The sequence below is a fragment of the Shewanella donghaensis genome (assembly GCF_007567505.1).
GTDB classification, from domain to species: domain Bacteria; phylum Pseudomonadota; class Gammaproteobacteria; order Enterobacterales; family Shewanellaceae; genus Shewanella; species Shewanella donghaensis.
In genome coordinates this window covers 3,750,672-3,773,080 of sequence record NZ_CP041783.1, presented here as the reverse complement: position 1 = coordinate 3,773,080, position 22,409 = coordinate 3,750,672, and the positions used below count along the sequence as shown (strand labels likewise).

The window sequence follows — 22,409 nt, the reverse complement described above, 5'->3', positions numbered from 1 at the left end:
ATTTTATTCTTTTTGACATCTGCTCATATCACAGAGAACAGATCACGAAACACTATACAACAGCCTACAGGTTACTGTATAAAACACTGTATAAGTTATTTTTATCAAATATAAAATAGCGACTGTTTACTAACCTAATTTACATTAGCCCACATTATCTATGCGTGGCAACACAACCTTTAGAGTGATAAATGGATACCATTGAAATTCGCGGTGCAAGAACCCACAATCTTAAAAATTTCGACTTAACGATTCCACGTGACAAGCTTATTGTCATTACCGGCTTATCGGGTTCGGGAAAATCATCTTTAGCGTTCGATACTTTATACGCTGAAGGCCAACGTCGCTATGTAGAATCACTGTCGGCTTATGCGCGCCAATTTTTAAGTTTAATGGAAAAGCCTGATGTCGATCATATCGAAGGCTTGAGCCCAGCAATTTCAATTGAACAAAAATCCACATCCCACAATCCACGTTCAACCGTGGGTACCATCACTGAAATTTATGATTACCTGAGATTATTGTTTGCGCGCGTGGGGGAACCTCGCTGTCCTACTCATGGTCAGGCATTAACGGCGCAAACAGTCAGCCAGATGGTAGATAAAGTTTTAGCCTTGCCTGAAGGCAGCCGCCAAATGCTATTGGCGCCAGTGATTAAAGCCCGTAAAGGTGAGCATGTTAAGTTACTCGAAAGCCTAGCAGCACAAGGTTATGTGCGCGCCAGAATTGATGGTGAAGTGTGTGACTTATCCGACCCACCAACCCTTGAGCTACATGTTAAGCACACCATTGAAGTGGTCGTCGATCGCTTTAAAGTCCGCGATGATTTAAAGCAGCGCTTGGCAGAATCATTTGAAACCACCTTAGAATTATCTGGCGGTATCGCCATTATTGCCGACATGGCTGGTGAAGCTGACGAGCTGATGTTCTCAGCTAACTTTGCTTGTCCATATTGTGGCTATTCAATGGCAGAACTTGAACCACGAATTTTCTCATTCAATAACCCAGCTGGCGCTTGTCAAACTTGTGATGGTCTTGGGGTACAACAGTACTTTGATGCTGAACGTGTTATCACCAATGGTGAGTTATCACTGGCTGGCGGGGCGATTAGAGGTTGGGATAAACGTAATTTTTATTACTTCCAAATGCTCACTTCATTAGCTGAACATTATAAATTTAATGTTGAAACGCCCTTTGAGCAACTAACCGATAAAGTGAAAAAGATTGTCCTCACTGGCTCGGGTAAACAAAGCATTGCGTTTAAATACATTAACGACCGTGGTGATGTGGTTATTCGTAATCACCCTTTTGAAGGCATCCTCAACAATATGGATCGCCGCTACCGCGAAACAGAAAGTAACTCGGTTCGTGATGAACTTTCAAAATTCATTAACACCCAATCTTGTAAAAGCTGTGGTGGTTCGCGTTTACGTGAAGAAGCTCGTAATGTCTTTATCGGCGAATTGAATCTGCCGCAATTGACCCATTGGTCTATCGGTGAAGCGATGGACTATTTCAAAGAGATCACCTTCGAAGGTCAAAAAGCACAGATAGCTGAGAAAATTCTCAAAGAAGTCGGCGATAGATTAGGTTTCTTAGTCAATGTTGGTTTGAATTATCTAAGTTTAGATCGCTCAGCTGACACCTTGTCAGGCGGTGAAGCCCAGCGAATTCGTTTAGCCAGCCAAATTGGCGCCGGCCTTGTGGGTGTAATGTACGTGCTTGATGAGCCATCCATTGGTTTACATCAGCGCGATAACGAACGCTTATTACAAACCCTCATTCACCTTCGCGATTTAGGTAATACCGTTATTGTGGTTGAGCATGATGAAGACGCGATTCGCATGGCTGATCATGTGATTGATATCGGCCCCGGCGCTGGCGTTCATGGTGGTGAAATCATTTGTTCAGGTGATCTGCAATCAATTTTAGATTGTGAAGAGTCCATTACCGGGCAATATATTTCCGGTAAAAAGCAAATTCACATTAGTGATAAACGCACCCCGATTGACCCGAAAAAAGTTATTGAGCTATGCGGTGCAAGCGGTAATAACTTAAAAGATGTCGACTTAACTATTCCGATTGGTTTGTTTACCTGTGTCACAGGGGTATCAGGTTCAGGTAAATCGACCTTAATTAACGATACTTTTTATAAGATCGCCCACAGAATGCTTAACGGCGCCACTATTGATGAACCTGCAGCCCATAAAAGTATTACTGGTATGGAGCTGTGCGATAAAGTCGTTGATATTGATCAAAGCCCGATCGGAAGAACACCACGCTCAAACCCCGCAACTTACACGGGCATATTTACCCCTATTCGTGAACTATTTGCCGCAACCCAAGAGTCTCGCAGCCGTGGTTATTTACCGGGTCGCTTCTCTTTTAACGTTAAAGGCGGTCGCTGTGAGGCCTGTCAGGGTGATGGCTTAATCAAAGTTGAAATGCATTTCTTACCTGATGTGTATGTACCTTGTGATTCATGTAAAGGTAAGCGTTATAACCGCGAAACTTTGGATGTGAAATACAAAGGCAAAAATATTCACGAAGTGCTGCAAATGACCATTGAAGAAGCGCGGGTTTTCTTTGATCCGATACCTGCTATCGCAAGGAAACTGCAAACCTTAGTCGATGTGGGCTTGGCGTATATTTGTTTAGGGCAAAGCGCCACCACTTTATCCGGTGGTGAAGCTCAGCGAGTGAAGTTAGCTAAAGAGTTATCCAAACGCGATACTGGCAAAACCTTATACATTCTTGATGAGCCAACCACAGGTTTGCACTTTGCCGACATCCAACTGTTGTTAGAGGTATTGCATCGTTTGAAAGCCAAAGGCAACACCATTGTGGTCATTGAGCACAATTTAGATGTGATTAAGACGGCAGATTGGGTGGTTGATCTTGGCCCTGAAGGCGGCTCTGGCGGCGGTACTATTTTAGCCACTGGGACACCTGAAGAGGTAGCAAAACATAAAACCTCTCATACGGCGCGCTTTTTGAAACCGTTATTGGCCAAGAAAGCTGCGCAGAAAAAGGCTGCCAAGAAAAAATAGCCTTATGCGCTGTATAAAGCAGACTTTAATAACAGCCAAATTGAGTTAGCTTACTCATCAAGCCAGAGGATTAAAAATGGATTTTTACCAAGGTGCTCTGGTTTTCAGAATGGTTGTAAAAATGGCTTCTAGAATAACCCATAAAGTGGTTATTAAAGTCGCTAGCTTAACGAAGTTATCATTTCACTTGATGGCTAAGTTCATTGTCGCTAGCAGCTTTTTGGTAATAACTGGCTGCGCTACACAAAATTGCGGCAATGAAGTAACAAGTTTATGGGCAGATAAAAATCAGCTACTGGATGATGTTCGCACATTAAGTAGCGCAGATTTTGAAGGCCGTAAAACCAACACCAAAGGAGCTGATAAAGCACGCCAATACATCATTTCACGCTTTATAGAACTTGGTTTGTCACCTTGGCAAGCTGAATATAATCATCCTTTCATTTACCAACAAAACTTCTCCGATAAAACTGGCATTAACGTCATTGCCACAGTAATGGCTCAGCAACCTTCTACGCGCTGGCGGGTAATCACGGCTCATTATGATCATTTGGGCATGCGAGGTAACAAAGTTTACCCTGGTGCTGATGATAACGCTTCTGGCGTTGCCTCAATGTTGGCTATTGCTAAACAGTGGCAAATTGATGGGGATAAAAATATCAATTTGATGCTGGTCGCCACAGATGCTGAAGAACCGGGATTATATGGCTCCTATGCGCTTGTTGAGCGGCTTATAGGCCATTCAGATATGAGTATCGAAATGGCACTTAATCTCGATATGATTGGCCACCCTTCTAGACCAAAAGCGATCTATATTGAAGGAGAGCAAAATTTATCTGTATTTAAACAAATAAAATATCAACTCCAAGACTATAATAACTTGTGTGTGAGACAAAGCCGTTCAAAACTCAAGAATGGCAGTATGGTAAGGATAGATTGGCTGCGAGCATCCGATCATTATCCTTTCCATAAAGCGGGAATCCCCTGGCTCTATTTAGGCGTTGAAACCCATAAGCAATATCACACTGTGGACGATACCATAGATACGATAAATATCAGTTTTCTAGCGGCTGTAACAGAAACAGCCTATGAGTTACTCAAGCTTAATAAGCAACAAATTATCGCTAATTGATTCGTATCGCTCACATAAAACCTGATAACGATTGAGGTTGTAATATTAATTATTGAATGGCGTTCGGCACAAACAAGATTACATTGAGTTAGTGCCGAAAATAACACTTACCGCCTCAACTTTTCCTCTACAATAATCAGGCCAATTTTATTTTTTTATTAAAATTAGATAGTCATTGAGGCCAAAGCTTGCTATAATATCGCCCCTTTGACGCGGGAAATCGACACGGGGTTGATTTTCTGTCTGTGAAACTTTAGTACGAATGCTAATAATTTCGTGCGCATCCACAAGGCTACAACTCAATGTCATCCGATGAAAGAACTTTCCGCGAACTTGGTTTATCCGAGAATTTGCTTCGTGCCCTAGACGATCTAGGTTACGAAAAACCAACTCCAATTCAAGCTGCAAGTATCGATCCTTTAATGGAAGGAAAAGATATTCTTGGTCAAGCTCAAACTGGTACAGGTAAAACAGGTGCTTTCGCACTGCCTTTACTTAACAATGTTGACCAACAGCTACAAGCTCCTCAAATCCTAGTACTTGCACCAACTCGTGAACTTGCTGTTCAGGTTGCTGAAGCATTTGGTAGCTACGCTAAACACATGAAAGGCTTCCATGTACTACCGATTTACGGTGGTCAGAGCATGTCACAACAATTAAGTGCCCTACGTCGTGGCCCTCAAGTTGTTGTCGGCACACCTGGTCGTGTAATGGACCACATGCGTCGCGGTACACTTAAGCTTGATTCATTAAAAGCACTTGTTCTTGATGAAGCTGATGAAATGCTAAAAATGGGCTTCATCGATGATATCGAATGGGTTCTTGAGCATAAGCCAAAAGACAGCCAACTAGCTCTTTTCTCTGCGACTATGCCAGAGCAAATCAAGCGTGTTGCTAATAAGCACCTTAACGATCCTGTTCATGTTGCTATCAAAAATAGCACAACAACTGTTGAAACTATTGATCAACGTTATGTTCAAGTATCACAGCACAACAAACTTGAAGCGTTAGTACGTGTATTAGAAGTTGAAAATACTGAAGGTATTATTATCTTCGTACGTACTCGTAACAGCTGTGTTGAATTAGCTGAAAAACTTGAAGCTCGCGGCTACGCATCTTCACCACTACATGGTGATATGAACCAACAAGCACGTGAACGTGCTGTTGAGCAGCTTAAACGCGGTAAGTTAGATATCCTTATTGCTACTGACGTTGCGGCCCGTGGTCTTGATGTTGAACGTATTGGACACGTAGTTAACTACGATATCCCATATGATACAGAAGCTTATGTGCACCGTATTGGCCGTACTGGCCGTGCTGGTCGTACAGGTATGGCGATTCTTTTCGTTACCAATCGTGAAATGCGTATGTTACGCACTATCGAACGTGCAACGAACAGCCGTATCTCGCCAATGAAAGTGCCTAGCCCTGAATCTGTTGCTGAGCGTCGTTTATCACGCTTAGGCGAGCAAATCCAAGAAACCGTTAACGGTGACTTAGATTTCATGAAAAATGCAGTAGCGCAGTTATGTCAGCAATTAGAAATTGATACAGACTTACTAGCAGCAGCATTACTTCAACAAGTACAAGCTGAGCGTCCATTACAACTTCCAGCGATTCAAGAACGTCAACGTGATTCACGTGACCGTGATGAACGTGCTCCTCGTGATTCTCGTGACGGTGGTCGTGAGCGTCCTCGTCGTGATTCACGCAGCAGCCGTCCATTGCCAACAAGCTTTGGTAGTGCAGAAGGTCTGAAAGATAAGCCTGATGTTAAGATGTGTCGCTATGTAATCGATGTAGGTCGTGATAACGGTGTTGGTGTTGGTAACATTGTTGGCGCTATCGCTAACGAAGCAAACATTGACAGCCAGTTCATTGGCCAAATTCAATTATTTGACCAAGTAACTTCAATTGACTTGCCAGACGGCATGCCAAAAGACGTGCTAGGCCATTTAAGAAAAGTACGTGTTTGTGGTAAAGCATTGAACATCCGTGAAGCGGGTGATGCATCTTTCCCAGCTGCTGCGCCAAGTCGTCCACGTAGTGATCGCGCTCGTAGTGACCGTCCTCGTAGTGATCGCCCTCGTAGTGACCGTCCTCGTAGCGACCGTCCTCGTGGTGATAGCCCACGTAAGCCACGTGACAGCGAGTAATTACCGATATAGTCATAACGTAACGTTATGCTAAATCATAAAAATGGAGCCTAGGCTCCATTTTTTTATGCTTAAATTAAACATAATAGCGCCCGATTACTTTTCAAAATATCAAAGTTGAATTTATGTTCCCTAAAAAATTTGCTGCAATAATACTGTTGGCAGTCCTATTATTGTCTAACACTTTAGCGATTGCTGAAGAGTCAGATACAGCTTGGGTGCAATTCACCTTTGAGAACGATGCCTTTGGTCTTATTGATACCAGTGACAATGGCTATACCAACGGCATTGAATGGAGTTGGGGACATAAGGTAGCTCACGATTACGAACGACTCGCACTGCCAAATTGGTTAGATGCATTTTATGGTTGGAGCTATTTAAACCAAGGCAGTGATAGACATTACCAGTTGAGCTATAACCTGTCTCAGCGTATGTATACCCCTGATGATATTGAAATAGAAGAGTTGATCCCAAGTGATCGTCCCTATGCTGGAACCCTATTATGGGAGGTAGACTTAAAGAGCTATGCAGCAGGCATATCAGACAATCTCAGTTTAACGTTAGGTGTCGTGGGGCCAGCTTCTTTTGCTGAACAAACACAAAAAGGCATTCATAACATCATCGAGGCAAAACAACCTCAGGGTTGGGAACATCAACTTGATAATGAACTAGTGTTTCAACTCGAAGCGACCCGATTATACCAATGGACTTACCAGCAGATTAATGACTCATTGGAATTCGACAGTGTCGTTATAGCTCAAGCTGCCGCCGGAAACTTGATGAGTAATGTGGGTGCTGGGGTATCGTTTCGTTTAGGTAATATTTTAAAAGACAGTTATGCCTATATACAACCAGCGGCTTCCAGAGGCCATGGCGGTTATCAACTGAAATCAAAAACGGACCTCAGTTGGCAGTTTTTTGCCACCATATACACCCGTTATGTTTTTAACGATATCACCCTTGATGGGAATACCTTTAAAGACAGCCACTCGGTTAACCTTACCCATGAGCAGGCCATGATCAATATGGGTTTTACGCTCAACTGGCAAGATTGGGGACTTACATTCTCAGCGATTCGAGGTTCAGAGCAATACGAAGACCAGAAAAGTAAGCCAAACTTTGCAGGCGTCAGTATTAGCTATCAGTATTAAATTGTTTATTAAAATGCTTTTTTGACTGGATGCTTCATGGTCATTTAACTTCAATGCTATAGAGTCTAGTGCTCAACCGCTCCTGCAGCCTTTTTAAGATACAGCGGCCATATTTGTACAGCAAACACTGAACCGACAATCAATATAATTCCCGTCAATGACCAAACATCGATGGCATCAGCAGTAAAAATATTATCCCACCAGCCCAGATAGACAACCGCGGCATTGGCAGTAAAACTAAGCACTGGCGTCAGCGCTAACATGGCACTCACTTGTGCCGTTGGCCAGTATTTCATGGCCTGGCCAAAGCTTCCGTAAGCAATCAAGGTATTTATTGCACAAAATAAAACTACCAGCCAATTATTCACCGTCATGTTGCTGAAATGACTAAAATCACTGAATGGCGCCATCATTACGATGCCTAAACCATAAATAAATAGCAGTACATTATTGGGTGATAATGTATTAATTAACGATTTTTGTAATAGCGCATAACTGGTCCATGACAACACCGAAAACTGCACAATCAATACACCTAAGGCCGTTTTTGAACTATCAGCTGAGGCAAAATCTAAGCTAGGATGAAAGAACATCAATACGCCCAGCGCCAATGTGGCAAAGCAGGTTAATTGAATGGCAGTTAAGCGCTCTTTAAAAAACAACGCACCACCGAAAGCCAGAAAAAACGGCGCTGTTTGAAAATTAAGCTGCGCTGTGCCTGGCGATAAGTAATCCAGTGAATAAACAAATGAAGTGTAATTGAACATCAAGAAAATACCGGCACCAAAAAGCTTTAACCAATCAAGCCCTTTTAATTGGCTAAATTGTCTCAAATTCCCAAAACGCCATAACAAAAGAAATGTCACGATAAAGGCAACGAAAAACCGAAACCAGGTCAAGGTCACCGGATCAATAAATCCACCCGATAGCTTCAGCGCTATGGGTAATATTCCCCAAAACACGACAGCAACCGAGACAAAGATCAGACCTAAACGGGTATGCTTCACAGACAGTTCACTCTATTGATAGCTAAAACAATTAACATTCGAAGGCTGCACATTCTAAAGTGATAAACCAAACAAGCCAATGGTTAATCAAATTCGATATGTCGCGATTATTTTCTCAAAATAGCAACCTCAGTATTCGCCATAGAGGAATAAGAATTCCACAGCTTTATAATCATGGAAAAATCCATCAATAAAGGTAAAATACCCGCCATAAAAATACCTTAATATCCTTATCTATAAAGGATATGTCCCTACACTCAATTTCTTAAGGAATACTGGCCATGAGTCTTGCTGATTCAGTTCTCGCTATCAATAACGATTTGCCGATTCGAACCGATAAGCCGGTACATAGCGGAAAAGTCCGCAGTGTATATTGGTTAACTGAGGCTGATAGCCGTCGCTTAATCGAAGATAAAGGCTATAACGTACCAGCAGATACGCCATTAGCAATAATGGTCATCAGCGATCGCATTTCTGCTTTTGATTGTATTTTCCATGGTGAAGGTAATTTACAAGGTATTCCAGGTAAAGGAGCGGCACTTAACGCTATCTCAAACCATTGGTTTAAGTTGTTTGCTGAAAACGGCCTAGCTGATAGCCATATTCTTGATATCCCGCACCCATTTGTATGGATAGTGCAAAAGGCACGTCCAATCAAAGTCGAAGCAATTTGTCGTCAATACATCACAGGTTCAATGTGGCGCGCATATGCCAAAGGCGAACGTGAATTTTGTGGTATTACCCTTCCTGAAGGATTACAGAAAGATCAAAAGCTCCCTGAGTTACTGATCACACCGTCAACCAAAGGCATTTTAACCGGTATTCCTGGTGTTCCAGAACAAGACGACGTTAATATTAGCCGCGCAGACATTGAAGCTAACTACCAAGCATTTGGCTTTGAAAAACCTGAAGATATCGATTTATATGAAGTGTTACTCAAGCAAGGTTTCAATGTCATCTCGGATGCTTTAGCAAACCATGATCAAATGTTTGTCGATACAAAATTTGAATTTGGTTACGTCAATGATAAAGACGGTAATGCGAAACTGATTTACATGGATGAAGTGGGCACCCCTGACTCTTCACGTATATGGGATGGCGCAGCTTACCGAGAAGGTAACATTGTCGAAAATTCTAAAGAAGGTTTCCGTCAGTTCTTACTAAATCATTTTGATGATGCTGATATTTTGTTAAACAAGGACAGAATGCCTGAACGTGAAGCATTAGCCCGTGATAATGATTTGCCATTAGATGCAATGATGAATGTGTCTCGTACCTATACCGGCGTTGCAGAAAAGGTCACAGCAAAAGCGATTGACCTACCAAGTAACCCTAAGGCTGATATCATCAAGGTATTACGCCAAGACTATGATTTAATAGCTGAATGATTTAATAGCTGAGTGATTTAATAGTGAAATAATTCGATAGTTGAATGATTTAACAGCTAAGTAATTAATAGCTAAAGGATCCAATAGTCTAATTATCTGAGAACTTATCTTCTCATTCCATTTAAGTTCTCATTCCATGAAAGGCGCCTATCGGTGCCTTTTTTATATCGTCGATTTGCAGAAAGATACCAAAGCGGCCTTACTTCATGATATTCCTTCGCATATACCCCTTCGCAATTCCCAAAAAACATTTCTGTTATTCATTCAAGTGATCACTCAAGTTACTTACTCCAGTGAAAGCTGCAACCTCATTTCATCATTGAAATGTTAATCAGACAGTAAATAGGACCCAATAAAATATTTTCAAATAATTTACAATTTACACAAATGTAAATGGTAATGATTTTCATTTGCAATTAATTAACTTTAGATTATCATCTTTTCGTCATAGAACGATCTCAATTTCACAATTGATTTCTAGCACATATTATTCCGCACTGAAGATGAAGAAATGATGAAACTTACTCCACTAAATATCTCTCTTTTACTCGCTATGAGTATTTCGCCTTATGCCCTTGCAGAGCAAGCAACTGCAGAACTATCAGCTGAACAACTAGAACCAAAAACCGCTGAGAATCAAATAAACCAAGTCCCTGATGACGTAGAAATTGTTACGGTAAAAGGCCGTTATATTCAAGGCTACAATGCTCACTCTGCTAGTGGTGCATCTCGTTTAGACCTTGCTATTACTGATATACCTCAATCTGTATCGGTGATTACAGAAGCGCAAATGCGTGACTTTCAACTCACCGATATTAATTCTGTACTAGACACTGCCACGGGTATTAATGTTGAGCGAATTGAAACTGACCGCACTTACTACACTGCCCGCGGCTTTGATGTTACCAACTTTCAAATAGATGGTATTGGTTTGCCGTTAACATCAGGTAATAATCACGCCGATGAAGACACAGCTATTTATGATCGCGTTGAAGTTATTCGTGGCGCTAACGGCTTAATGACTGGTGTGGGTAATCCATCAGCAACCGTTAACTTTATTCGTAAACGTCCAACCATTGATGATCAACTATTAGTCACAGGCACTTACGGCAGTGAAAATAATGCCCGTTTGGAACTGGATGGTTCAGTGGCCATTACTGACAACATTTCCGCAAGAGCGGTTGCAGTAAAACACAAACAAGATTCTTACCTTGACCGCTATGAGCAAGATAAGAATGTGTTATATGCATTTATTGAAGCCAATCTTACTGACTCAACCTCATTGTCTGTTAGCCATAGCTATATCGATAATGATGCCCAAGGTAACAACTGGGGTGCCCTGCCACTGTATTACACCGATGGCAGCGCAACTGACTACGATCGTTCAACCAATACCTCTGCTGACTGGTCAAACTGGCAAGTCGTAAAAAACAACACCGTGGTTGAGTTCAGTCATTTCTTTAATGATGATTGGCGCCTTCGAGCCACCTATTCTCATAAAACAACCGATGAAGATACTGAGTTATTTTATGTCTATGGCACACCTGATAAAACCACTGAACTTGGATTAACAGGTTACGGCAGTGAGTATGATTTAGATGAAACCACCGATTTAGCTGATATTTATGTGAATGGTGACTTTGAATTATTTGGTCGTGATCACCAAGTTGTGGTTGGATTAAACCATGCAGAAATGAGCTACAACGATAGCTCGCTTTACGATTACACCACTGGTAATGGTTTCCCAGCCATGCCTGACTTAAATGATTGGGATGGCAATACGCCAAAACCCACCTTCAACGATGGTTTAACGGGTAGCGATGTTCGCACTAAACAGCAGGCTGCTTACTTTACTGGCCGATTTAACTTGTTCGATGACATGCATGTTATTGCTGGCGGTCGTTATAACCAATGGGAAGCCACAGGCGAAGCCTATAGCGTTGACCAATATGCCGATGAAAGTGAATTTATCCCTTACTTAGGCATGGTTTACCGCTTTATGCCTGAAGTCATTGCCTATGCGAGTTATACCGAAACTTTCTTAGCGCAAAAAGAGTTAGATATTGATGACAAAATGCTGGCTCCAGTAACGGGTGAAAGTAAAGAAATCGGTATTAAGAGTGAGTTATTTGAAGGTCGCTTAATCGCCAGTGTGGCTTACTTCGATATTTTACAATCCAACCTAGCCGTTGTAGATCCTGCCACAATCATGTTGCCGCCAGATCAGCAACGCTATATCGGCGCTGATGGCATCAACAGTAAAGGCTTTGAAGTTGAATTTGCAGGTGAACTCTACCCAGGGCTTCAAGCAAGTATTGGCTATACCGATTTTGATATTGAAGGTGATGATGTTGTTGCTGACTACACGCCTGAAAAACTATTAAAACTCGCAGCAACTTACGAATTTGAAAGTATTGATGGCCTATATGTCGGTCTCAATATGCGCTGGCAAGATGATACCTCTCGTAACCAGGGTGTGGTTGCTGATGGGTTTGATAATGCAGGGCAAGAGATTATTACCGAGCAAAAAGCCTACGCCATTGTCGATTTAATGGCTAAGTATCAATTCACTGACGATATTCAACTGACTATCAATGCCAATAATGTCACTGACGAAAAGTACATTACCAGCTTGTATTGGGCCCAAGGTTATTACGGTGCACCAGCAAATTACAGTGCCACTCTCTCTTGGAATTTATAGCAATATAAAACCAAATTGATTGGTTTAATGATGTTGAGTTGGCCTTAAGGTGAACTCAACATTTTTGAATCTCACTGAAAATGTTATGGAATTCATCTGATGAGAAAAACCCTTTTTAAATGGCACTCCTATGGTGCTTTAGTGGCCATGCTGCCTTTGCTGATAATCTCAATCACGGGCAGCATTCTGGTTTTTAAAGTAGAAATAGACAGCCTACTCAGGCCAGCCCATATGCTGGTCAATGCCAGTGACACATCGCCTAGAGTCAACTTAGATACACTAATGGCAACCACACTCAAAGCCAATCCAAGCTTTGAACTCGGAGGCTGGGAGCTATTTGATGACAAACAACGTTCTGATGCCGCTTATTTAATTAAGCGTGGTACTGAGGATTGGTCAAAGGTTTATATTAACCAATACTCTGGTGATTTATTATCAGAGCCGCAATCCATGGACCATTATATTACTGACTGGTTACTAGAGTTACATTATTCATTTTTACTCCATACAAACGGAGCAATAGTGGGCTTTGTAGCCGCATTAATGATGCTTTTTTTGGGGATCAGCGGCATCATTCTTTATCGTCGATTCTGGGCTAAGTTATTTACTTTACGCTTTAAGGCCGTCAGGCGGATTTTGTTTAGCGACATTCATAAATTCATCGGTATTTTAAGCTCACCAATTTTAATTGTTATGGCTATTACCGGTGGTTATTGGAATATTGCTGGGATTTTACATGAAGTAAACGAGCATGCTGACGGCGAACATATCTACATTACAGCGCCACTTCACAGCCCCGATATTTCATTTGAAGCATTAAGACTGCAATCATCCACTGAAATAGAAAGCTATCGTGCAGGCTACTTAGCAATGCCCCATGAACCTGATAGACAAATTTCATTCTATGGCGAGGTTGATAGCAATAACCCACTTAACAGTGAATACGCCAGCATGGTGAAATTTGATCGCGCCACAGGTTCACTTATATCAAAACAAGATATTCGTGAAGCAGGCTTTTTGATGGTCTTTTTAGACAGCTTTCGCAAACTTCATTTTGGCTATTTTGGCGGATTAATCTCTCGAATCATATGGTGTATAGTCGGTTTAATGCCTGTTCTGCTGGGCTTTACAGGCTTATATTTATACTGGACTAGACGCTCATTAAAACAAGCTTCTAAACGCAGTAGACAGTTAACCGCTGTTAGCAATTAGCAATGAACCTGAACAATTCGCTTTATGACTCGCGACACGGTTTAGCCGAGTACTTTTAAAGCACAACAAAAAAGGAGCCTAGGCTCCTTTTTTATTTTTAACCATATGCACTACAAATAAGTGCTTATTATAAAAGTTCTCAGCGCATTAATATTTTGCAGCCACATCTGCTTTTGGCAATGTGTTTTCGATAAACTCACGTAAATCTTGATTCGATTGCTTTAAATCTTCAGCTCTGAGATACATCATATGACCACTACGGTAGCCTTTAAAGCTTAATCTCTGCTTCATTTTGCTACTTGGATCGAGTTGCCACATGCTGTATTTAGCATCGAAATAATTGGTGGCACCATCATAATATCCCGCTTGGATCATGACGTTTAAGTATGGGTTTTGCGCCATAGCTTGGCGTAAGTTTTCACCGGTTTTATTGCCAGTGCGATCCCAGGGATGCACATCTCCAAGCATGTAATATTTAACGTCGGTTTTATAGTTTAATTCTTCACGCATATAGGCATTAATTGCTGGCGTAAATGAATGTAACCAAGACATCAATTCAGCATTGAAATCAGGACTATCACCCACATCTTGCTTATCAATACCAATATAACGAGAATCTAAACGACCGATGGTTTGACCGCGCTCTCGAAGTAACTCCTTCCAAAAATAACGCGTTGAAACATCAAGGTTCGACTTCAATACCGCATCAACACTTAGGCCTGAGTACTTTGCGACTTTCTCTGCAATATCTTGCTTAAGATCCGGCGCGATAAAACCGCCCATAGCCAGTGCGGGAATATATTCATTAATGGTAAATGCTTCGACTTCAGGCAAAAACTCAGCAAGATCTGCTTGCTGTAATTCACTGCCTAGCGCTTTGTGATACCAAGCCGCTGCGGCAAAATAAGGTAAGCGATTAGCCGCTTTAACAGGGCCTTTACGCTCAATACCAATGTCTGTCGGTGATACTAAAATAACGCCGTTTACATACATCCATTGACGGTTTTGTAACTCTAATGCCAAGCCAGAAACACGAGTCGTACCATAGCTTTCACCAATAAGGTATTTCGGTGAACGCCAGCGTTCAGCGCGGCTCACAAAAGTGTTAACCCATTCTGCTAAATACTTAATGTCAGCATTCACACCAAAGAACATTTTTTGTTGATAGTCCTTACTTGGCATGTCGCCCTCTTTGTTAGCAAGCACTCTTGAATAACCAGTATTTACCGGGTTTACATACACAATGTCAGCAATATCTAAAATCGAATATGGATTGGTTTTAACCCCATAAGGCTGTAATGGATAACCTTCATCATCAACATTAATGGCACGTGGGCCAGTATAACCAATATCCATCCACACTGACGCTGAACCAGGACCACCATTAAATGAAATCAGTAAAGGACGCTTAGCGGTTTCTTTTACATTACTACGTTGATAATAGGTATAGCTTAATGTCGCAACGGCATCACCATGTTCATCCCATACAGGCTGAGTCCCTACGGTGGCGGTATATGAAAAACTATTACCGTTCACTTTAGTCTTATGTTCAGTCACGACGCTACTGTCGACAGGAATGTTACGGCTATAATCCTGTTTTTTAGGCGCTTCTTGCTCTTCTGCGAGCGTAACGCTAGAGACAGAACATAACAATAATGCTGCTACGATGCCCGTAATGGTGGCTATTTTCATACCTTCTCTCTTATTATTCATATTGTAGATTTAGGGTTTATTATTAACGATAAAGCTGCTGGAACCTATATGCTAGACTATTTAACGACCAAATGTTAAAAATCAAATAGTGTAAGATGTAATACCAGCAGATAACTCGATTAAATCTTAATGAACTAAATTTATATTTATTAGCAACTTAACAACAGACATTAATCGTAAGCAAACGTACATCCAACGGTTTTTTCAAAAAACCTTATGCTAATAGCATTTACATAACCCTAAATATTAACAATAGAATAATAATGACTTCCTCTACATCACCAGCGCATCAACAGACAGTGCACCAACAAACACTGCTATCAAAGAGTCAACTGCAGCCCCTGCAAACATGGCAAGATTCAGATTGGCCAAGCACTGCAAATACTTGGATAAAATCAGCATTAGTTAGCCATAATGTCGAGCTAGTAGGAGACCTTATGGAGGTAAAGTGTTGGTCTCTCGGTCATGTATTGAAGCAAGCAACGGCTCAAGGTGATTTCTTTTTTAAAGCGACGGCACAGTTGCCATTATTTTCAAATGAGCCCAAGTTATGTGAAAAGCTCTCTCAATTATTCCCCAAGCAATCAGCCAAGATCATCGCTATTGATGAAACAAAAAAATGGATGTTAACCGAAGATTTTGGCGCGGCCTATGAAGATACAGTGACAAATCCCATACCATTAATAGCATGGGCTGACGCCTTTGCGTCATTTGCTCAGCTACAAATTAATAGCGTCAATCATATTCAAGATTTAGCCTCTTCAGGCTGCTTAGTCCGCGACATTCAAGATTTGCCTCAACAACTCACCAGCATATTTAACGATGACAACATTTTAGCAAGGCTGCCAGACTCAATATTGCGCACACCGCAGCAGTACCAAGTAATATTGACCTCATTAGAAACTGCCATTACCGCTTTAAAGCAATTCAAGTTACCGGATACTCTTGTGCATAGTGATTTACATATCGAAAATATCGCAAAAGTCGAAGACGAATTTATCTTTTTTGATTGGAGTGATGGCTGTATTAGCCACCCTTTTATTGATGGCACTTACCTATTTAGAATGGAGCCCAGCTCCGAGAAGCAAGCGGTCATTAATGCTTACTTATCTCAATGGCATAGTTTTCATTCCATTGGGCAATTAAATCAAGCCTGGAATATTGCTGAAGTGGTTTGTTATGCCCACCAGGCTGTTTCTTATTCACAGATGATAAATCGGTTACCACAACAAAATATTGAGGATTTACAAGTTGCCTTTGAAAATGCCATAAGACGATTCTGCGATAAAGCAATGTAATGAATAGCTTATAGCTATCAACTCACGAGTACTGTTTACACAACTGCACAATGATCAGTTTGAAGTCATATTTGAAGATGAACACTCTTTATACAAAAGCACATATTTTGTGATAAAAGTCGTGTTAAATTGTATCAAGCTCAACTACTATCCCTATTAATCATAACAATTAAGAACCCGATAATATGAAACAAGTAGAATTTCGTAGCATTGATAAGCTCTTTATTAAGATGTCTATTAACGATAAATTTTGGGCCATTTTTGGGCTTTTCTTTATCATTGTTAGCAGTATTTCAATTAATAATTATTTCAATACCATTAACGACATTGAACAAAACTCGATGACGTTATTGACGCAAAAGGTCAATACTACAGTCAACACCCTTACCCGTACTGAACAACTGCAAAGCGCTGCATCTATTGGTCTTGCTGTTTCTGACTTTAACAAAAAGAGTACCCGTAATGGCAATCAAGTCACTGCAGTAGTCCAGTCGTCTGGTCAATATTACTCAATGACAGAGTCAGTCAATCGCTCAGAAAGCGACGCTAAGCAAGCGGCGATGACCAGTTTATTGTTATCATTTATTTGGTTATTACCTTTCGCACTCGTTTTATATTGGAATGCCACCTTCATTGGCGGTGCATTATTCGTATTATGGGATACCACTGAAAAGATTGGTAAAGGGGACTTAACCTCACGCTTAGGTTTTCATCCAGGCCGTGATGAGTTTGGTACTATTGGCTGCGCGTTAGACAAAGCTATGGATACACTGACCGAATTGGTAGTCACCGTAAAGCAAAGCGCCAACACCCTGCACTCTACAACTAGCTCATTTGCTGATGAGACACAGCAAAGCGCTGAACAAATTGATATGCAATATGCTTCTCTTGATTCTGTTGCAACGGCAATGGAAGAAATGTCAGCCTCTGCGCTAGAAGTTTCAAATATTGCCAAAAATACCACACAGCAGGTTGAGCAAGACTCGGAATATACCAAGCAAAGCTATAGCCGCGTAAAACGCGCAATTGGTGAAATTGAGCAGTTATCTGCCTATATTGAAAAAACCTCTAATTCTGTTGGCACCCTAAAAGAAAATGCCACTAAAATTAATGACGTTATCACCACCATTAATGCGATTTCGGAACAAACTAACTTGCTGGCGTTAAATGCCGCCATTGAAGCTGCCAGAGCCGGTGAAATGGGCCGTGGATTCGCAGTAGTGGCTGATGAAGTTCGTACTTTAGCAAGCCGCACCCAAGCTGCCACTGTAGAGATTCAAACCATGATTGAGCAACTTCAATCAGAAACATTGAATATTGATAATATCACTCAAGATACTGTCAAACAGGCACAAAGCAGTAGTGAGTTAATCAGCAATATTGGTACTGATGTTAATTCTATTGCCGAATCATCACGTTCAATTATGGACATGAGCTTCCAGATTTCGACATCATCTGAAGAGCAAAGCGCGGTAGCCAATGATATTGCTAAAGAGCTTACTGAGATCAGAGTTAAATCAAATACCATTAGAGAATTGGCCAGCCAATCTTCAGAGGGTGTATCAGAGCTTTCAGAAGCTTCAGCTAATCTTGGTCGTATATTAAGTCAGTACCAAACAGCATAAGCCGTGAAGTGAACTTTCTTTATACGTAGAAGCTTTGGATATAGTAGCTTTAGATTTAGTAGCTTTGGATATAGAAGCTTTAGATATAGAGGGTTTGCAATAAAGCTTTAGCCCATAAAAAATGCCGATATGAAGATATCGGCATTTTTATTTTCGGGGGGGCTTTAGCTCAAGATTGAGATCAAACAGCGAGTCTACATCACTATAGGTTTAAAGCTGGTTGAGTTGGTAACCAAATTGACTGCTAGTATCAGGGGTTAATACAAAACTGTAATTGGTTTCACCGTCAAAACTCATTAACTCAGATTGATACAATAAGGTTTGAGTGCCAGTATCAGATTCATATACCACGTTAATCTCATAATCATCTTGCAATAACACTAGGCTATCTTGATCAGTAAAGTCTAAATCGGTAATCGTGTATTCAGCTGATTCAATGGTTTCTGTGCTACGCACAAAATATACGGTTAAATCATCGTAGTCTTGCGATAAGTTAACAATATCAACATTGTACTCATAGGCTCTTGGACGTAAGTCATGCTCAATAACCATGCCTTGAATCGTTTCCTCATCTTGATATAACAGCAAGGTACGGACATCATCCTGGTTGAAGGTAACTAGAACATTGTCTAGCAACACTTCAGAGCTTGATGCATCAGTCACTGTCACCCCGTAGTCATTAAACCCTGTTTGTTGGTATTCACTAACGGTAAAAGGCGCAATATCCAATAGATAATGTGATTCTACTTTACTGACAACATCAACGTTTAAACTACGTTCTTCTAAACCGTTATAAATACGGAAATCAGCGGTAGCATCAATGTTGGTATAGCTTGTCGGTGAAGTAGTTGAATCAACGCTGTCGATCACCACTTTTAAATCACCTGAACCAAAGCTGTTTCGAATAATGAATTTATACACAGTTTCAGTGGTTAAGCTCATACTGCTTGAGGTAAACAAGACATTGTCAGTCCCTTGTTCAGTCAAATAAACAATGTAGTCATCAGTATCGAGTATCAAATCAGATGTCACGCCACGATAGCTTACATTGCCAATCATAGTGGCATCTTCATAAGAGTCACTATCCAACGAAATATAGGCATCAAATGTCATATCTTCATTGGTCACATTGGCAGCCAATACTTGCATCTTACTGTACTCATTGTCGTCATCATCATTGAGATCATCCATATCTGAGCGGTCATAAATGATATTAAGCAACTCTGGAGAATGGTAATCACCATAGAGAACAAAAAGATGATTATCTTCGTTATCCAATGACATATCCTCAGCATAAATACTGAGTGAATCGCCATTTTCATCTAAACCATATAACTCCATCTCAACGCTACCCGTATCGTAGCTATAGCGCGGCATACTATCGCCAAACTCGATGGAGGTATATTCATAATCATCCATCACTAATGATGTCTCGGTACTGTTTGCCGATGCATTGTAATACTGAATATAAGCAATGCTGTCACTATCAGAATCATCATCGTCACCAGCAATAGAGTCACAACCAGCCATAGCTAATGAACTCAACCCTAACATCATCAACCCACACACTTTCTTATCAAACATATCTACTCCATTAACGATTTAATTACATCCACAAGGGATAGGACAAAGCGTGGATGTAATCGACTGTCAAGAAGTGTAAAGCTCAGAAAGTTAACGTAAGTTTGGGAATTTAATTAACACAGTAAAACAAAAAACACCGACGAGTCGGTGTTTTTATAAAGTGAATTGTTAAATTTATGTCACTGTTGTCATAAGTTCAAAATATCAAATGATGGTGCTTTGATATTTAGCTACCAGCAATTTTCATTTCACTTAGTAGAATACCGCCAGTGCGAATAGATGAACGTAAATCTCTATCCTTAGCGACACCTTGAATACCCATGAACATGTCTTTTAAGTTACCTGCTATCGTAATTTCTTCAACAGGGAATTGAATCTCACCGTTTTCAACATAGAAGCCCGCTGCACCACGAGAATAATCACCAGTGACCATATTAACGCCCTGACCCATGACTTCAGTGACAATTAAGCCTGTACCCATTTCTTTTACAAGTTCATCAAACGTTTGACCCGTATGACTTAAGGTCCAGTTATAAATACCACCAGCATGACCTGTATTGGGTAATTCTAGTTTTCTAGCAGAATAGCTGGTCAATAGGTAAGTCGATAAATGACCACTATCAATAATATTGCGTTGCTTAGTCGCTACGCCTTCACCATCGTAGTTAGCACTCGCTAAAGCACCGATAAGATGTGGGTTCTCTTCGATGCTAAACCAATCAGGAAATAACTGTGTGTTAATCGAGTCTTGTAAAAAACTCGATTGACGATAAAGGCTGCTACCACTAATAGCACCCACTAAATGGCCGATTAAACCCGTGGCAATTTCAGGCGAAAACAATACCGGTAAATTAGCCGTTGGGATTTTACGCGCATTTAAGCGATCTGCAGTTTTCTTGGCGGCAAGAATACCTACAGACTCAGGAGACATAAGTTCATTGTATTTACGGGCAATGGTGTAATCGTAATCACGCTGCATATTACCATCGCTTTCTTCACCAATAACCACACAACTTAAGCTATAACGTGAACTGCAATAACCTTTTAAAAATCCGTGGCTATTACCGTAAACCTTGGCCGCTGTATGGGCATTGGCACTGGCACCATCAGAATTCTTAACGCGGCTGTCGACTGACAAGCTGGCTTCTTCAGCGCGAATCGCTAACTCAGCAAGTTCATCTGGAGTGACATCTTGTGGATGATATAAATCTAAGTCACGTATGGTTTGCGCCATCAAATCTTTATCAGCAAGGCCGCTAAACGGATCCGATGAGGTATAACGAGCAATGTCATCTGCTGCTTTTACTGCAATGGCAATCGCCTCAGGGCTTAAATCAGACGTAGATGAGTTACCTTTGCATCCATCACGGTAAACCGTAATGCCTAAGGCGCCATCTTTATTAAATTCGACGGTTTCAACTTCTTTGTCGCGAGTAGAAACAGACAACCCTTGTTGCTTACTAATGGCAACTTCAGCAGCACTAGTGCCTAACTTTTTTGCATGTTCTAATGCTACAGCAACAGCATCTTTTAACGCCGCTAATTCAGAATCAATATTATTGGTAGACACAAGTTTACTCTTTCATTTCCATTGTTGCGGCTAGCATATCAAATTCAAAACTGTATTGATAACCATCAAAACAAGGATTTACCCGTCATAATTGGCTAAATAAACTAACCTTTAAGCTAGTGCAGAGATATCATATTGAATTATCTCTGAATCATTTGCTCACATATTTAAAAAATATTCGTCGGCTTAAGCGTCAAAACCCTTTCTACAGTGGCCTATACCACCCTGAAAGTGTTATTATTCGCCGATATTTATGAGAGGTTTATTACTATGAAAATTGTCGGCGATTCAGAACACTTTAAACAGCCATATGACAATGACGATGACTACGTCAGCAGAACAGAATTTAAAAAAGAAAGCGAAGAAGCTCAAGAGCTTGGCATGCGCTTAATTGCATTAAGTAAAACGCAGCTTGATAAAGTTGAGTTAGAAGAGTTTTTATACGATGCGGTATTAAAAACCAAAAACATTAAGCAAAAAACTGAAGCCTATCGCCGCCACCTGCAATACATCGGCAAACTCATGCGTGACTATGACCATGAGCCAATCATTAAATCAATCGATGATGTATTGAATAAAAATAATAATGAATCTGCACAGGTTCATAAAATTGAGAAATTACGTGCACGCTTATTGGAAAATCCAAACGAAGAAGTTGAAGCTTTACTGGTTGAATACCCAAGTTTTGAGCGTCAAAAGTTACGCCAGTTAATCAGACAAACTAATAAAGAATTAGCTAAAGGTCCTGAATCAAAAGCCTTTATTGAACTATTTAAGTATCTACGCGCGGGACAATCTGCCTAAATTCAATCTACAAGGATG

General features: G+C 40.8%; 14 protein-coding genes. 10 read left to right on the top strand and 4 right to left on the bottom strand.

The window, feature by feature from the left end:
* Nucleotides 1-191: 191 nt before the first annotated feature.
* The 4 genes from uvrA (at nt 192) to FPK91_RS16195 (ending at nt 7,489) form a co-directional block, all read left to right on the top strand.
* A complete protein-coding gene (uvrA, locus tag FPK91_RS16210; RefSeq protein WP_144212381.1) occupies nt 192-3,050 on the top strand; it encodes an excinuclease ABC subunit UvrA in 2,859 nt (952 codons plus the stop codon).
* 76 nt (nt 3,051-3,126) lie between these two features.
* A complete protein-coding gene (locus FPK91_RS16205) occupies nt 3,127-4,182 on the top strand; it encodes a M20/M25/M40 family metallo-hydrolase (RefSeq protein ID WP_227006592.1) in 1,056 nt (351 codons plus the stop codon).
* A gap of 302 nt (nt 4,183-4,484) precedes the next feature.
* On the top strand, nt 4,485-6,338 hold the full coding sequence (locus FPK91_RS16200) for a DEAD/DEAH box helicase (RefSeq protein ID WP_144212379.1): 1,854 nt from the start codon (nt 4,485-4,487) through the stop codon (nt 6,336-6,338).
* 125 nt (nt 6,339-6,463) lie between these two features.
* Nucleotides 6,464-7,489 carry a lipid A deacylase LpxR family protein gene (locus FPK91_RS16195; RefSeq protein ID WP_144212377.1) on the top strand — a complete coding sequence of 342 codons (1,026 nt, stop codon included), beginning with the start codon at nt 6,464-6,466 and terminating at the stop codon, nt 7,487-7,489.
* A gap of 65 nt (nt 7,490-7,554) precedes the next feature.
* On the opposite strand, the gene FPK91_RS16190 is transcribed toward FPK91_RS16195, so the two are convergent.
* A complete protein-coding gene (locus FPK91_RS16190; RefSeq protein WP_144212375.1) occupies nt 7,555-8,502 on the bottom strand; it encodes a DMT family transporter in 948 nt (315 codons plus the stop codon).
* Nucleotides 8,503-8,777: 275 nt separating this feature from the next.
* Here FPK91_RS16190 and FPK91_RS16185 point away from each other — a divergent pair, with 275 nt between their 5' ends.
* From FPK91_RS16185 to FPK91_RS16175, 3 genes are all read left to right on the top strand, one after another.
* A complete protein-coding gene (locus tag FPK91_RS16185) occupies nt 8,778-9,884 on the top strand; it encodes a phosphoribosylaminoimidazolesuccinocarboxamide synthase (protein WP_144212373.1) in 1,107 nt (368 codons plus the stop codon).
* Between the two features lie 514 nt (nt 9,885-10,398).
* Nucleotides 10,399-12,585: a TonB-dependent siderophore receptor gene (locus tag FPK91_RS16180; RefSeq protein WP_144214488.1), complete on the top strand. Its 2,187-nt coding sequence runs from the start codon at nt 10,399-10,401 to the stop codon at nt 12,583-12,585.
* A 99-nt stretch (nt 12,586-12,684) separates the two neighbouring features.
* Nucleotides 12,685-13,797 carry a PepSY-associated TM helix domain-containing protein gene (locus FPK91_RS16175; protein ID WP_144212371.1) on the top strand — a complete coding sequence of 371 codons (1,113 nt, stop codon included), beginning with the start codon at nt 12,685-12,687 and terminating at the stop codon, nt 13,795-13,797.
* 147 nt (nt 13,798-13,944) lie between these two features.
* Here the strand turns inward: FPK91_RS16175 and FPK91_RS16170 are convergent, their stop codons facing one another.
* Entirely contained in the window at nt 13,945-15,489 is a 1,545-nt protein-coding gene (locus FPK91_RS16170; protein ID WP_144212369.1) for a S10 family peptidase, read from the bottom strand.
* Nucleotides 15,490-15,773: 284 nt separating this feature from the next.
* On the opposite strand from FPK91_RS16170, the gene FPK91_RS16165 reads away from it, so the two are divergent.
* Nucleotides 15,774-16,808: a phosphotransferase family protein gene (locus FPK91_RS16165; protein ID WP_144212367.1), complete on the top strand. Its 1,035-nt coding sequence runs from the start codon at nt 15,774-15,776 to the stop codon at nt 16,806-16,808.
* A 185-nt stretch (nt 16,809-16,993) separates the two neighbouring features.
* Nucleotides 16,994-18,433 carry a methyl-accepting chemotaxis protein gene (locus FPK91_RS16160; RefSeq protein WP_144212365.1) on the top strand — a complete coding sequence of 480 codons (1,440 nt, stop codon included), beginning with the start codon at nt 16,994-16,996 and terminating at the stop codon, nt 18,431-18,433.
* A gap of 210 nt (nt 18,434-18,643) precedes the next feature.
* On the opposite strand, the gene FPK91_RS16155 is transcribed toward FPK91_RS16160, so the two are convergent.
* Together FPK91_RS16155 and pmbA are read right to left on the bottom strand one after the other, a co-directional pair.
* A complete protein-coding gene (locus FPK91_RS16155; RefSeq protein ID WP_144212363.1) occupies nt 18,644-20,017 on the bottom strand; it encodes a hypothetical protein in 1,374 nt (457 codons plus the stop codon).
* 226 nt (nt 20,018-20,243) lie between these two features.
* Nucleotides 20,244-21,587 (bottom strand): metalloprotease PmbA, encoded by a 1,344-nt coding sequence (gene pmbA, locus FPK91_RS16150; RefSeq protein ID WP_144212361.1) that lies wholly within the window; start codon nt 21,585-21,587, stop codon nt 20,244-20,246.
* Nucleotides 21,588-21,857: 270 nt separating this feature from the next.
* On the opposite strand from pmbA, the gene yjgA reads away from it, so the two are divergent.
* Entirely contained in the window at nt 21,858-22,391 is a 534-nt protein-coding gene (gene yjgA, locus FPK91_RS16145) for a ribosome biogenesis factor YjgA (protein WP_144212359.1), read from the top strand.
* Nucleotides 22,392-22,409 lie beyond the last annotated feature (18 nt).

What these genes read in the sequence shown, in the direction of transcription:
- FPK91_RS16175 (WP_144212371.1), top strand. Translation starts at nt 12,685, where the DNA reads ATGAGAAAAACCCTTTTTAAATGGCACTCCTATGGTGCTTTAGTGGCC.
- FPK91_RS16165 (WP_144212367.1), top strand. Translation starts at nt 15,774, where the DNA reads ATGACTTCCTCTACATCACCAGCGCATCAACAGACAGTGCACCAACAA.
- FPK91_RS16160 (WP_144212365.1), top strand. Translation starts at nt 16,994, where the DNA reads ATGAAACAAGTAGAATTTCGTAGCATTGATAAGCTCTTTATTAAGATG.
- yjgA (WP_144212359.1), top strand. Translation starts at nt 21,858, where the DNA reads ATGAAAATTGTCGGCGATTCAGAACACTTTAAACAGCCATATGACAAT.
- FPK91_RS16200 (WP_144212379.1), top strand. Translation starts at nt 4,485, where the DNA reads ATGTCATCCGATGAAAGAACTTTCCGCGAACTTGGTTTATCCGAGAAT.
- uvrA (WP_144212381.1), top strand. Translation starts at nt 192, where the DNA reads ATGGATACCATTGAAATTCGCGGTGCAAGAACCCACAATCTTAAAAAT.
- FPK91_RS16170 (WP_144212369.1), bottom strand. Translation starts at nt 15,489, where the DNA reads ATGAAAATAGCCACCATTACGGGCATCGTAGCAGCATTATTGTTATGT.
- FPK91_RS16180 (WP_144214488.1), top strand. Translation starts at nt 10,399, where the DNA reads ATGAAACTTACTCCACTAAATATCTCTCTTTTACTCGCTATGAGTATT.
- FPK91_RS16185 (WP_144212373.1), top strand. Translation starts at nt 8,778, where the DNA reads ATGAGTCTTGCTGATTCAGTTCTCGCTATCAATAACGATTTGCCGATT.
- FPK91_RS16155 (WP_144212363.1), bottom strand. Translation starts at nt 20,017, where the DNA reads ATGTTTGATAAGAAAGTGTGTGGGTTGATGATGTTAGGGTTGAGTTCA.
- FPK91_RS16205 (WP_227006592.1), top strand. Translation starts at nt 3,127, where the DNA reads ATGGATTTTTACCAAGGTGCTCTGGTTTTCAGAATGGTTGTAAAAATG.
- FPK91_RS16195 (WP_144212377.1), top strand. Translation starts at nt 6,464, where the DNA reads ATGTTCCCTAAAAAATTTGCTGCAATAATACTGTTGGCAGTCCTATTA.